Source organism: Methylocystis sp., from assembly GCF_021731785.1.
Classification (GTDB): Bacteria; Pseudomonadota; Alphaproteobacteria; order Rhizobiales; family Beijerinckiaceae; genus Methylocystis.
In genome coordinates this window covers 1-12,891 of the sequence record NZ_JAKFWS010000004.1, presented here as the reverse complement: position 1 = coordinate 12,891, position 12,891 = coordinate 1, and the positions used below count along the sequence as shown (strand labels likewise).

The 12,891-nt window shown below is 63.5% G+C and carries 13 protein-coding genes and 1 pseudogene; 6 read left to right on the top strand and 8 right to left on the bottom strand.

The window, feature by feature from the left end; translation table 11 throughout:
- Positions 1-91: 91 nt before the first annotated feature.
- Together fabB and fabA are read right to left on the bottom strand one after the other, a co-directional pair.
- Complete coding sequence (gene fabB / locus QZ964_RS00350; RefSeq protein ID WP_292527848.1) at positions 92-1,315, bottom strand: beta-ketoacyl-ACP synthase I; 1,224 nt, start codon at positions 1,313-1,315, stop codon at positions 92-94.
- A 44-nt stretch (positions 1,316-1,359) separates the two neighbouring features.
- Positions 1,360-1,884 carry a 3-hydroxyacyl-[acyl-carrier-protein] dehydratase FabA gene (gene fabA, locus QZ964_RS00345; RefSeq protein WP_292527847.1) on the bottom strand — a complete coding sequence of 175 codons (525 nt, stop codon included), beginning with the start codon at positions 1,882-1,884 and terminating at the stop codon, positions 1,360-1,362.
- A gap of 248 nt (positions 1,885-2,132) precedes the next feature.
- Here fabA and irrA point away from each other — a divergent pair, with 248 nt between their 5' ends.
- The 3 genes from irrA to QZ964_RS00330 all read left to right on the top strand — a co-directional run bounded on the left by irrA (position 2,133) and on the right by QZ964_RS00330 (position 4,017).
- Positions 2,133-2,579, top strand: a complete 447-nt coding sequence (gene irrA / locus QZ964_RS00340; RefSeq protein WP_292527846.1) for an iron response transcriptional regulator IrrA — start codon at positions 2,133-2,135, stop codon at positions 2,577-2,579.
- Positions 2,580-2,659: 80 nt separating this feature from the next.
- Positions 2,660-3,646 (top strand): HWE histidine kinase domain-containing protein, encoded by a 987-nt coding sequence (locus QZ964_RS00335; protein WP_292527844.1) that lies wholly within the window; start codon positions 2,660-2,662, stop codon positions 3,644-3,646.
- On the top strand, positions 3,643-4,017 hold the full coding sequence (locus tag QZ964_RS00330) for a response regulator (RefSeq protein ID WP_292527842.1): 375 nt from the start codon (positions 3,643-3,645) through the stop codon (positions 4,015-4,017). The genes QZ964_RS00335 and QZ964_RS00330 overlap by 4 nt, the downstream gene beginning before the upstream one ends.
- On the opposite strand, the gene QZ964_RS00325 is transcribed toward QZ964_RS00330, so the two are convergent.
- Complete coding sequence (locus QZ964_RS00325) at positions 4,018-4,473, bottom strand: SH3 domain-containing protein (protein ID WP_292527840.1); 456 nt, start codon at positions 4,471-4,473, stop codon at positions 4,018-4,020.
- A gap of 360 nt (positions 4,474-4,833) precedes the next feature.
- Here QZ964_RS00325 and QZ964_RS00320 point away from each other — a divergent pair, with 360 nt between their 5' ends.
- Both QZ964_RS00320 and QZ964_RS00315 read left to right on the top strand, forming a co-directional pair.
- Positions 4,834-5,829: a D-glycerate dehydrogenase gene (locus tag QZ964_RS00320; protein ID WP_292527839.1), complete on the top strand. Its 996-nt coding sequence runs from the start codon at positions 4,834-4,836 to the stop codon at positions 5,827-5,829.
- Positions 5,830-5,896: 67 nt separating this feature from the next.
- Complete coding sequence (locus QZ964_RS00315; RefSeq protein ID WP_292527838.1) at positions 5,897-6,382, top strand: META domain-containing protein; 486 nt, start codon at positions 5,897-5,899, stop codon at positions 6,380-6,382.
- Positions 6,383-6,467: 85 nt separating this feature from the next.
- Here the strand turns inward: QZ964_RS00315 and QZ964_RS00310 are convergent, their stop codons facing one another.
- The 5 genes from QZ964_RS00310 to QZ964_RS00290 all read right to left on the bottom strand — a co-directional run bounded on the left by QZ964_RS00310 (position 6,468) and on the right by QZ964_RS00290 (position 12,145).
- Complete coding sequence (locus tag QZ964_RS00310) at positions 6,468-7,286, bottom strand: universal stress protein (RefSeq protein ID WP_292527836.1); 819 nt, start codon at positions 7,284-7,286, stop codon at positions 6,468-6,470.
- A gap of 75 nt (positions 7,287-7,361) precedes the next feature.
- Entirely contained in the window at positions 7,362-8,855 is a 1,494-nt protein-coding gene (gene hisS, locus QZ964_RS00305) for a histidine--tRNA ligase (protein ID WP_292527835.1), read from the bottom strand.
- Between the two features lie 70 nt (positions 8,856-8,925).
- Positions 8,926-9,369: a DUF123 domain-containing protein gene (locus tag QZ964_RS00300; RefSeq protein ID WP_292527833.1), complete on the bottom strand. Its 444-nt coding sequence runs from the start codon at positions 9,367-9,369 to the stop codon at positions 8,926-8,928.
- 126 nt (positions 9,370-9,495) lie between these two features.
- A complete protein-coding gene (dxs, locus tag QZ964_RS00295; RefSeq protein WP_292527831.1) occupies positions 9,496-11,424 on the bottom strand; it encodes a 1-deoxy-D-xylulose-5-phosphate synthase in 1,929 nt (642 codons plus the stop codon).
- Positions 11,425-11,575: 151 nt separating this feature from the next.
- Complete coding sequence (locus tag QZ964_RS00290; protein ID WP_292527830.1) at positions 11,576-12,145, bottom strand: L,D-transpeptidase; 570 nt, start codon at positions 12,143-12,145, stop codon at positions 11,576-11,578.
- A gap of 383 nt (positions 12,146-12,528) precedes the next feature.
- On the opposite strand from QZ964_RS00290, the pseudogene QZ964_RS00285 reads away from it, so the two are divergent.
- Positions 12,529-12,891: pseudogene (locus QZ964_RS00285) on the top strand (tRNA pseudouridine(38-40) synthase TruA); the annotation flags it as partial.

Here is a 12,891-nt window from a genome sequence, read left to right as displayed (position 1 = left end):
ATTGTCATTCCAGGAGAGATAAAAAAACGCGGATCGCTACGAACGTCATGGCCGGGACAAGCCCGGCCATGACGTGCTTGTGCGTCCGGCGTCACGCGTCGGGATGCTTGAACGCCAATGTCGCATTGGTGCCGCCGAAGCCGAAGGAATTGGACAACACCGCGCCGAGCTTCACATTGTCGCGCCGCTCGCGCAGGATCGGCATGTCGGCGAAATCCGGGTCGAGCTCCTCGATATTGGCGCTCTCGCAGATGAAGCCGTTCTGCATCATCAACAGGGAATAGATCGCCTCCTGCACGCCGGTCGCGCCAAGCGAATGTCCCGTCAGGGACTTTGTCGCGGCGATCGGCGGACATTTGTCGCCGACGCCGAACACTTCGCGCAGCGCTTCGATTTCCTTGGCGTCGCCGACCGGAGTCGCGGTGGCGTGCGGATTGATGTAGTCGATCGGGCATTTCACCGTCGCAAGCGCCTGGCGCATGCAGCGCACCGCGCCTTCGCCGGACGGCGCCACCATGTCGTAACCGTCCGATGTCGCGCCATAGCCGGCGACCTCGGCGTAGATTTTTGCGCCGCGCGCCTTGGCGTGTTCGAACTCTTCCAGCACCAGCACGCCAGCGCCGCCGGCGATGACGAATCCGTCACGATTCTTGTCGTAGGCGCGCGAGGCCGTCGCCGGACGATCATTATAGGAGGATGACATCGCGCCCATGGCGTCGAAAAGGACCGAGAGCTCCCACTCCAACTCCTCGCAGCCGCCCGCGAAGATCATGTCCTGCTTGCCATACTGGATCAGTTCGTAGGCGTTGCCGATGCAGTGATTGGACGTGGCGCAGGCCGATGAGATCGAATAATTGACGCCCTTGATCTTGAACCAGACGGCGAGGGTCGCCGAGGCCGTCGACGACATGCATTTCGGCACGGCGAAGGGACCGACGCGCTTGGGTCCTTTGGTGCGGGTGATGTCCGCAGCTTCGACAAGCGTGTGGGTCGAGGGTCCGCCGGACCCCATGATAATGCCGGTGCGCTCATTGGAGATTTCCGCCTCGGTCAGGCCGGCGTCGGTGATCGCCTGATCCATGGCGACATGGTTCCAGGCCGTGCCGGTCGCATGGAAGCGCATGGCGCGGCGGTCGACGATCGTCGACGGATCCAGCGACGGCAGTCCGTGGACCTGCGAGCGGAAGCCAAGTTCGGCGTATTTCTCGGCGCGAACCACGCCGGACTTCGCCTCGCGCAAAGATGCGACGACTTCCTGGGTTGTGTTGCCGATCGACGACACAATGCCCATGCCGGTGACGACGACTCGTCTCATTGTCCAACTCCTTGGCGGCGCTTTCCCGCGCCTTTCTGTGCGCTTCAGGCGGCGGCCGGCGCTTCGGCCTTGGCGAGTCCAACCTTCAGATCCTTCGCCTCGTAGATGCGTTCGCCGTCCGCCGCGACCCAGCCATCAGCGATGCCGAGCACAAGCTTACCCTTGAAGACGCGCTTGAAGTCGATGCCGTAGGTCACCTTCTTCACGGTGGGGCGCACTTGGCCGCTGAATTTTACCTCGCCGACCCCCAGCGCCATGCCCCGCCCGGGATTGTCGAGCCAGGCAAGATAGAAGCCGACCATCTGCCACAACGCGTCGAGGCCAAGGCAGCCGGGCATTACGGGATTGCCCTTAAAATGACAGTCGAAGAACCAGAGGCTTGGCTTGACGTCGAGTTCGGCGCGCATATAGCCCTTGCCGTGCTCGCCGCCTTCTTCGAAAATCTCGGTGATGCGGTCGAACATCAGCATCGGCGGCAGCGGCAGCTGCGCATTGCCGGGGCCGAACAGCCTTTCTTCGCCGCACGCCAGTAAATCCTCGTAGCCGAATGAGGAGCGCCTTTCGCCCATCGTTCCTTGTTCCTCGCGTTGCAGCCTTTGAAAGGCCCATTCTCCCTGAGCGCCCTAAGGCGCGCCCTTATCTTTATCGTCGCCGGCAGCGGCGCCGCGCTTGGGCGAAGCGATCCGTAACATAGCCTCGCCCGGGCCGAAAGCGTCGCGGCGAACCGGCCGCAACAGCCGAGCGGCGTTGAATTTCCCGCCATTCCCCCTATGATGCCAAAAGGAAATCCGCGAGTAGAAAGACGCGAGCCGCCGTAATGGACGCTGACCCAACGCCGATCGCTCCGCCCGCCTCGTCGCCGCGCAAGCCGGTCGCCGAGCTGCTGGCCGACGCCGGGCTGCGGCCGACGCGCCAGCGGCTGGCGCTGGGCGAACTGCTGTTCGGTCAGGGCGACGATCGTCATGTGACCGCGGAGCGGCTTTATGAAGAGGCCCTCGCGACCAATCTCTCGGTCTCGCTTGCGACCGTATATAATGCGCTCCACCAGTTCACCCAGGCGGGCCTGCTTCGGGAGATCGCCGTCGACGGGGCGCGGGTGTATTTCGACACCAACACGGCCGACCACCATCATTTCCTGCTCGAAGACGATGGGGAGTTGTATGACATCGCCGGCGCGAGTGTGTCGGTCTCCGATCTTCCCCGGCCGCCCGAGGGCTTGCGCGTCGCACGCGTAGATGTCGTCGTGCGTCTTCGCCGCGCCTAAGCCCGCCCTATATCGTAAGCAGACAGCAAGGCTCCAAGCGGTCCGGCCGCTTAGGGCGGGATCGAGGGCGTGTTTAAGCAATGTCGCAGCTTGCGAGCGAAAGTGAATCGGACATCACCTATGCGCAGTTCAAGGCGCTCGCCAACTCCATGCCGAACCTCGCCTGGATGGCGCATCCGGACGGCTGGGTCTTCTGGTATAATGATCGTTGGTATGAATATACCGGCACGACGCCCGAGCAGATGGCGGGATGGGGATGGCAATCCGTCCATCATCCAGATGTTCTGCCGAAGATGTTGGAGCGCTGGACGCATGCGATCCAGCACGGCGAATTTTTCCAGATGATCTTTCCGCTCAGGGGCGCCGACGGGCTTTACCGGCCGTTTCTGACGCGCATCGAACCGTTGCGCGAGAACGGCGCGGTCGTCGGATGGTTTGGCACCAACACCGACGTCACCGAACAGGAACGCGATCGCGAACGACTGCAGCTTCTAATCCACGAACTCAACCATCGCGTCAAGAATACGCTTGCGACGGTTCACTCGATCGCTTTGCATTCGCTGCGCGAGCTGAAGCAGAATTCGGTGGAGCTCTTTGAGAATCGTCTGCTGGCGCTCGCCGCCGTGCATGATGTGCTGACCCGCGAAAATTGGACAAAGGCGCAGGTCTTCGAACTCGTGCAAACGGCCATCGCCCCGGCGGGCCGCGAGAATTTCGACGTTTCGGGGCCTCAGGTCGACGTCTCCCCGCGCACCGCGTCGGCTCTGGCGATGACGCTGCATGAATTGTGCACGAACGCGGTCAGACACGGCTCGCTTTCGGCGCCGAGCGGACGGGTCGCCGTCGAGTGGAGCATTGACGCCGAAGGGCGAACGCCTAAGCTCCATCTGGTCTGGCGCGAATACGACGGATCGCCGATCTCGCCCCCGTCGGTTAAAGGATTTGGCATGCGCCTGATCGAGAAAACGCTGGCGTCCGAAGCGGGCGCTCGCGTCGCGGTCGAATTCCGGCCCGAAGGATTGCGCTGCACGATGGACATTCCTCTCGCCGCGGACGTGCTCAAATGAACGCCCCGCGCGTCCTGATCGTGGAAGACGAGGCGGTCATCGCTATGGCGCTGGAGATGTTCCTCGAAGAGCTCGGCGCGCAGATCATCGACGTCGCTGGCAATGTGCAAGACGCCTTGCAAAAGGCGACCAGCGCAGACTTCGACCTCGCTTTTCTGGATATCAACCTCAACGGCCAGAAGGCGCATGTGCTGCCCGGCGTCCTGGAGCTCCGGCATAAACCCTTCGCGTTCGTTACCGGCTATGGCGAGCAGGGCGTGCTCGAGGCGCACGCCGATGCGCCGGTGGTCGCCAAGCCCTTCAGTCGAGGCGACATTGCCGCGGCGCTTGAGAAACTCAAGAGCCGTCTCCCGGCGGGACCGTCCGCCTGACTATTCGAATTTCTCGCCCGGATAGACGCCCCAGAGATTTTCCTGTTGCATGTAGCCGTCGAACCCCTTGCCGGCGATCCGGCACCATTGGCCGTCGCAGCCCCGCAAATTTCCGATGACGCCGGGGCCGAGCTTCGCCACCGGAGTCGAATGGTCTTCGGCGACGAGCAGTTGCGGCTCCTTTTTCCACGGCGCGACCAAGGCGGTGCGCCTTCCAGAGAGCAGCGAATGCAGCACCCAGCCTTCGACGCCTTCGGAATCGCGAATCTTGCGCCAGGTTTCGAATTCGGCGGTGACCTCGACCGGCAGCGCGGCGCGTTGGTAGATCCACAAGGTCGGATGTTCCTTGCTCGGCCCCTCGCGCACATTCACGCGATCGGATTTGAGGCTGACGTAGCGCGGCAATGGCAGACCGCTGACGGGGCCCTTCTGAGGCTCCAGCGCGTGCGCGTGCATTGCGCAAAAAAACACCGAAAGGAGAGCCGACGCGAACGTCGCGAAGACGCCGCGCGGACGATTTTGGAAAAGTTTCGAAGCCTCTGAAAAAGCCGTCGAAATTGGCGCAAATTCTGCATTTATTCGCAACATGGTGGACTGATCGCTCGCTTGTCTTTGGCCCGTCATCTGCTAGGAAGTCGAATACGTCCGCTAAACGGGCGCGTATTGGTTTTGTCGCTGACCGCCGTTAAGACCCGGTTGAAGCCGGGGAAGCTCGCCGGCGCCTTTTCATCCGCCGCCGGCAAGCGGTGAATATCGTAGTCGCAATCGCAGAAACGCTGCTGCAACACAACATAAACGCGGAGGCGGACCAGGGATATGCCGAAAAAGAAGCCGCTCGTTGTCGTGTCGCGCCGGCTGCCCGAGGTGATCGAAACCCGCATGTGCGAGCTGTTCGACACCCGCCTCAACGAAAGCGACAAGCCGCTCACGCATGACGAACTCGTCGAGGCCATGCGCACCGCCGACGTGCTGGTGCCCACCATCACCGATCGCATCGATTCCCATCTCATCGCTCAGGCCGGCGAGCAAATGAAGCTCATCGCCAATTTCGGCAATGGCGTCGACAATATCGACGTCGCCTCGGCGCTCGACCGCTCGATTACCGTCACCAACACGCCCGGCGTTCTGACCGAAGACACCGCCGACATGACGATGGCGCTGATCCTTTCGGTGGCCCGCCGTCTCGTCGAAGGCGCGAACGCGATTCCCGACGGCTCCTGGCCGGGCTGGTCGCCGACCTGGATGCTCGGCCATCGGATCACCGGCAAGAGACTGGGCATCGTCGGCATGGGCAGGATCGGCCAGGCCTTGGCGCGTCGCGCCAAAAGTTTCGGGCTGTCGATCCATTACCATAATCGCCGACGCGTCGCGGCCGAGATCGAAGAGCAATTGGAGGCGACCTACTGGGAGTCGCTCGATCAGATGCTGGCGCGAGTCGATATCGTCTCGATCCACTGCCCGCACACGCCGGCAACCTATCATCTTCTCTCCGCGCGCCGGCTTTCGCACCTGCGTCCGCACGCGATCATGGTCAATACCGCGCGCGGCGAAATTGTCGACGAGAACGCTCTTGTGCGCATGTTGGAAGCCGACGAGATGGCCGGCGCCGGCCTCGACGTCTTCGAGCATGAGCCCGCCGTCTCGCCGAAATTGTTGAAGCTCGCCAAGGCCGGCAAGGTGACGCTGCTGCCGCATATGGGCTCCGCGACCATTGAAGGCCGCATCGACATGGGTGAGAAGGTCATCATCAATATCAAAACTTTCATGGACGGCCACCGCCCGCCTGACCGCGTCCTGCCGAGCATGCTATAAGGCGGCGTTGCGCGGCGCGCCGGAGGGGGCCGCGGCCAGCCGCCTTACTTGGAGGGTGATTGACGCGATGAACAGGATTTTGCTCGCCTTAGCCGCCTCGCTCTGCGCCGTTGCGCTCGCCGCTGCGCCAGCCGACGCCAAGAGCGCAAAGTCGCCTCAGGGGGCGGAGCAGAAGCAGCCGGAAGACGAAAACAAGGACTCCGGCGGCATTCCCCGCTATCAACCGTTCCCGCACAACCAGAATTTCGTGCTCAAGGAGATCAACGGCAAACCGCCGCCGGTGGAGATGTGGATTTCGATCGACTCGACAGGCCGCGCCAACGGCTTTTCAGGCTGCAAGAACTGGTCGGGCATTTTCGTCATCGGCCCCAACCGGCTCGGACCACGCACCATGCCGGCGATCAACGAACGGAAATGCGAAGGCCCGCTCGCGGCCGTCGAACGCGACTATTGGGCGGTCCTGCTCTCGGGTCCCTATTGGGACACCAAGGGCGACGACCTGATCCTGAAAGGCGCGCAAGGCGGCGTGCTGCATTTCCAGCGGTCGCTGTAACGCCCGCGCCCCGTCATGGTGAGGGAAAACGAAGCAATCCAGCCTCTGGATTGCTTCGTTGCAAACGCCTCGCAATGACAGCGATTTATTTCACCGGCGAGGCGAGCAGCGGACAAGGCGCCTCATGCAGCACGCGCTCGGTCGTCGATCCGCGGAGCGCCTCCAGCAGGCCCTTTCGGCCGCGCGTCGGCATGGCGATCAGGTCCGCCTTGATTTCCCCAGCGTAGGCAAGAATGGTCTCGACCACCGGCCCCCGACGCAGCTCGATGTGGGGCAGCAGCCCTTCGAAAAGCGGCAGTTCGTCTCCGACATGCAGCATCATGACGTCGGCGGCCGGGTTGAGACAACGGGAAATGTCGGCGACGTGGCGGAAGGCGTCGAGCGGCGAGACCGTCGCCTCGACCGGCATCAGCACGGTGTTGAGCGACACCGCGCCGGTGTCGCGATCGACGAAACCTTTCTGGTCCTCGCGCAGGAACAGCGCCGGCACATGAGTTTCGCGCGCGGTCTCCTCCGCGATTGACCCTTCGAACAGGCGTTCCAGCGCGCTGCGTGGCCGCGTCATCATCACCAGAAGGTCGCACAGGTGCCGCTCGGCATAGGCGGAAACCCCCATCACCGGCGATTCCGATTCGACCGCGGCCTTGACGAATTTGACGCCAAGCTGTTCGGCCGCTTCGGCCCGCGTCGCGGTCGGCGCGATCATCTTCCAGCGCGCCAGCATTTCGCGCACCTGCGGAAAGCGATCCCAATCGTCCTCCTCGGTCTCGGGCGCCTCGATGTGCAGAATGTGCAACATGCTCTTGCAGGCCACGGCGATGCGCAGCGCATGCGCGAAGGCGTCGAGGCTCGCAAAGGAGAGATCGGTCGGATGAACGATTGATCTGGGCGTGTCGCCATTCATATCGGTTTGCTCCTCTATCCCTTCGCGAAAACTATACGCGCCGGCGCGCGTGGCAATGACGAGCTTCGCCGCAGGCTAAATTTGCTCTTCGAGCGCCTTTTTGACCTGATCGACGAGTTCGGCTTCGGGGATGGCGAACTGAGCGGGACGAAGCGCCTTCCATTGTTCGTTCGTTGCGATATTCGCGGCCGCCCTGGCGCCGGCGACGAGGTCCTTGATGGTGACCTCCCCGCGCGCCTTTTCGTCCGAGCCCTGGATAATGGCGAGCGGGCTGTTGCGCCGGTCGGCGTATTTCATCTGCGCCTTCATGCCCGCCGCGCCGAGATAGACTTCGGCGGCTACTCCGGCGTTGCGCAGCTGCGCCGCCATCCGCTGATAGTCGGCGAGCCTGTCGCGATCGAGGACCAGCACCACCACGGGGCCGATATGCGGACGCGCCGAGACGATCGGGCTGCCGATCAGCTTCAGGGCCGCGAAGAGCCGCGAGACGCCGATCGAAAAGCCGGTCGCGGGCGTGTTCTCAGGCCTGAAACGGCCGACCAGCCCGTCATAGCGGCCGCCGCCGCCGACCGAGCCGAAACGCACCGGATGTCCTTTCTCGTCGCGGGTCTCGAAGGTGAGGTCCGCCTCGAAGACGGGGCCGGTGTAATATTCCAGGCCGCGCACGACGGAAGGGTCGATGCGGATGCGATCCGGCCCGAAGCCGGCGTCGCGGGCGAGATCCTCGATTTCCAGAAGCTCTTCGGCGCCCTGCGCGCCGAGCTCGCTTTTGCCGAGCAGACCGAAGAGATCGAAGGCGGGCGCGCCGTCCCGATATTGTCCGCCCAGGCTGAAGGAGAGGATCGTGTCGATCGCCGGCAGATCGAGCCCGGCGCCTTTGGTGAAATCGCCGCTTTCGTCCTTGCGGCCCTCGGCGAGCAATTGCCGGACGCCATCCGGACCAAGGCGATCCAGCTTGTCGATCGCGCGTAGCACGACGAGGCGGCGCCCGGCGTTCTCCTCGCCGGAAAGGCCGATCGATTGCATCACGCCGTCGAGAACCTTGCGGCTGTTGATCTTGATGACGTAATCGCCGCGCGCGATCCCCAGCCGCTCCATGGCGTCAGCGGCCATCATGCAGATTTCGGCGTCGGCGGCGGGCGAGGCGGAGCCGACCGTATCGGCGTCGAACTGCATGAATTGCCGAAAGCGCCCGGGCCCCGGCTTTTCGTTGCGATAGACCGGGCCGACGCGATAGGAGCGGTAAGGCTTGGGCAGCCGGTCGAAATTCTGGGCGACGAAACGCGCCAGCGGCGCGGTCAGGTCATAGCGCAGCGACAGCCATTGTTCGTCGTCGTCTTGAAAAGAAAAGACGCCTTCGTTCGGCCGGTCCTGGTCGGGCAGGAATTTGCCGAGCGCGTCGGTGTATTCGATCGCCGGCGTCTCCAGCGCCTCGAACCCGTAAAGCTCGTAGACTTGGCGGATCACGTCGAGCATCCGGCCGGTGGCCGCGAGTTCGCCGGCCTCGCGATCGGCAAGCCCGCGCGGCGTCCGCGCTTCAACTTTGGATTTGCTTTCGTCTTTAGACATAAGCCTGCTTGGCCGCGGAATCGGTCGCCCGCGCCTCTAGAGAGTTCGGGCCGCGCTCTGCGGCTCGCTCTTAGGTGAATCTCGCCGCCTTCCTAGCATTTTCCCACCGGGAAGGAAGCGCCGCGCCTTCCGGCCAGAATCGCAAATGTGCGGCGCAGCGGCGGCAATCGGAACTGCCGAAGCCGGCGATCGGGACTGGTAGATCGTCGAGCGCGGCGTTGAGCGCGCATTCGTCGCCGCCTTCTTCGACAAAGGCGCCGAGCGCCTTCGCCACGAAGGTGAGCTGATCGACATGCCAATGCGCACGCTTATTCTTCCGCATATGTCGCGCGAGCCGGGCGCGCAGGCCGCCCGGACCTTTGGCGGAGCCGCAATAAAGATAGTCTCCCGCGGGAAGCGTCGCCGAGATTTTTCCGATGCGAACGTCGAGCGGCGCGCCGAGTTGCAGCCAAAGCACATAGGCGCCGGGCGACGATGGCGCGTCGGAGGCGGAGACGCAGAAAATCATCGGCATGCTAAATGAAAAATCCCGCGCGCTCACCTCTCCCACAGGGGAGAGGGTTGGCGCGCGCCGCTGATCTCGCGCGGGAGCGGCAAATTTCTATTGGGGAGACTTCCACGCAAGCGCGGTGCGCGCGCTTCAGGCGATCATCACCCGCGCGGCGCCCTTTTCGTCGCCCAAAAGCTCGAGAACCTTGGAGACGATCGCCTGGCTGTCGAGCATCGCCCTGGCGATCATCAGCTCATGCTTGTCGTGGTCGATATAGGCGTCGGGCAGGGTCATGCTGCGGAACTTGAATGCGCCGCGCGCGCCGTCCAGCAGCCCATCTTCGGAGAGCGCCTGGAAGACCTGCGCGCCAAAGCCGCCGATCGCACCTTCCTCGATGGCGATAAGCGCCTCGTGGTTGGCGGCAAGCCGGCGCAGCAAATCCCGATCGATGGGCTTGGCGAAGCGGGCGTCGGCGACGGTCGTCGAAACTCCGTAATTCTCAAGCTCCGCCGCCGCCTTCAAGGAATCGGCGAGCCGTGTGCCGAGCGAGAGAATCGCGACCCTTGAGCCCTCGCGCAAGATGCGCCCCTTGCCGATTTCGAGAATGTCGCCGCGCTCCGGCAATTCGATGCCCAGCCCCTCGCCACGCGGATAGCGGAAGGCGATCGGGCCATCGTCATAGGCCGAAGCCGTCGCCACCATATGCATCAGCTCGCCCTCGTCAGCGGGGGCCATAATGACGAAACCCGGCAGGCAGCCGAGATAGGCGAGGTCGAAAGCGCCGGCGTGAGTCGGCCCGTCGGCGCCGACGAGGCCGGCGCGGTCCATGGCGAAGCGCACCGGCAGGTTCTGGATCGCCACATCGTGAACGACCTGATCGTAGCCGCGCTGCAGGAAGGTCGAGTAGAGCGCGCAGAACGGCTTGTAGCCTTCGCAGGCGAGGCCGGCCGCGAAGGTGACGGCGTGCTGTTCGGCGATCGCCACGTCGAAGGTGCGGTGGGGAAAGGCCTTGCCGAAAATGTCGAGGCCGGTGCCCGATGGCATCGCCGCCGTGACCGCGACGATCTTGTCGTCATGTTCTGCTTCGGCGATCAGCGCCCTGGCGAAAACATTCGTATAGGTCGGGGCATTGGCCTTGGGCTTGATCTGAATGCCGGTCGCTACGTCGAATTTGTTGACGGCGTGGCATTTGTCGGCCGATTCCTCCGCCGGTCCGAAACCCTTGCCCTTCTGGGTGACGACATGAACGAGGACCGGGCCGTCGTCCTTGTCGCGCACGTTCTTGAGGACGGGCAGCAGATGGTCGAGATTGTGCCCGTCGATCGGCCCGACATAGTAGAAGCCGAGTTCCTCGAACATTGTGCCGCCGGTGATGAAGCTGCGCGAGAACTCCTCGGCCTTGCGCGCCTTGTCGTAGATGAAGCGCGGCAAATGGCTGGCGAGCTGTTTGGCCGCCTCCCGGATCGAGCGATAGGCGCCGCCGGAAACGAGGCGGGCGAGATAGGCGGACATCGCGCCCGTCGGCGGGGCGATCGACATGTCATTGTCATTCAGGATGACGATCAAGCGGGAGCGCAGCGCTCCGGCGTTGTTCAAGGCCTCGTAGGCCATGCCGGCGGACATCGAACTGTCGCCGATCACCGCCACGACGTGATTGTCGCCGCCGGCGAGATCCCGCGCCACGGCCATGCCGAGTCCGGCCGAAATCGAGGTCGAGGAATGGCCGGCGCCGAAGGCGTCATATTCGCTTTCGGCCCGCTTGGTGAAGCCGGAAAGGCCGCCGCCCATGCGCAGCGTTCGGATGCGGTCGCGCCTGCCGGTGAGGATTTTGTGGGGATAAGTCTGGTGGCCGACGTCCCAGATCAGCTTGTCGCGCGGCGTGTCGAAAACATAATGCAGAGCGACCGTCAGCTCGACCACGCCGAGACCAGCCCCCAAATGGCCGCCGGTGACCGAGACGGCGTCGATCGTCTCGTGGCGCAAATCGTCAGCGACCTGCTTGAGTTCGCTGGGGCGCAGCTTGCGCAGATCTTCGGGGGTGGCGATCCGGTCGAGGAGGGGGGTCTTGGATGTCGTCAATGGCTCTACTCTGCTCGGTCGTCAACAAGCGCCAGAAATCCGAGCTTTACCCGTTAAAAAGCACCCCAGCAAACGCGCCGAGGCGTCCATCGCGATTCTGTCGAACACTGTTGCCAAGTTGCAACGGGGGCGAATAGAGGCGAAGGCGTGGTTAGAAGGGAAAGTCTCCCATATTGGATGGGAATGCGGGCTCCTGATAATCGGGACGGTACATGGGGCGCGGCTGGGAGCGCGGCTGGCGCGCCAGGCGCGGGCGCTCGGGCTCATCGCGGGCGATCGCGCCGCCGCCGCCGGTGATTTCGATCGTCGCTCCATCTTTTTCCACCCACTGGAAAAGCTGTCGCGCGTTGGGAACCGCGAGCCGCACGCAGCCATGGGAAAGCGGACGGCCCAGACCGTGCTCGTAGCTGCCGTGGATGGCGAGGCCGCGCGGTGAAAAGAAGATGGCGTAGGGCATTGGCGCCTGTTCATATTCGTCGGAATGATGATCGGCCTCCATGCGCATGACGCCGTAATGTCCCGTGGGCGTTTCGTAACCCCGGCGGCCGCTTGAGATTTTCCAGGTCACGGTCTCGCCCTGCGGCGTGACCGCCTCGAGCCTTTGCGCTGCAAGGTCGATTCTGATGCGCACAGCGGTGCCGGCAGGGGCGGCCGTCAACAGAACAGCCGCGGCGAGGATGGCGAATAAACGCAGAACGCTGGCCATGTCGGACCTAAACACGCCGGCGCCCAATCGTAAAGGCGCGCCGATGAATCGCCCGGATTTACGAGCTTTTTCGGTTAACGGGGCGCGGACCAGGGCGGTCCGGCCAGCCGAGTGGTCACCATGGCGCCCGCAGCGAATTCGCGCGTCTCGCTAGGGAAGATCCGGGCATTGATAGGAGCTTTGCTGCTTTTTTGGCGCGCGCATACAATCTGAAGGCCTCGGCCGACTATGCCATTGGCGACGACGTGGGCGTTAGCCTTTCTGAAGCCGGACAAGCTATCGAAATCGCCGTCCAATTTGTCGAGGGCGTTTCGCGTTTGCTAGCGCCGCAGAGGTAAAGTGACTGCGCCTCCCTCTATGAGACTTCATAATTTCGAAACAGGCTCCAACAATTCGCCGTGCCACGCTTCGCGTTGACCATCGAATATGACGGCGCGCCTTTTGTCGGCTGGCAGCGACAGGCGAATGGCGTTTCCGTACAGCAGCGCCTCGAAGAGGCCGTCGTCGCCATCAATGGCGGCGCGCGCGCCGTCGTGCATGGGGCGGGCCGCACCGACGCCGGCGTGCATGCGCTCGGGCAAGTGGCGCATATCGATCTCGCGCGCGACTGGCGCGTCGACCGGCTGCGCGACGCGATCAATGCGCATCTGAAGCCCGATCCGATCGCGGTGCTTTCGGCGCGGGCGGTTGACGACGATTTCGAAGCGCGCTTTTCCGCGATCCGCCGCCATTATCTCTATGTCATCGACAATCGCCGCGCG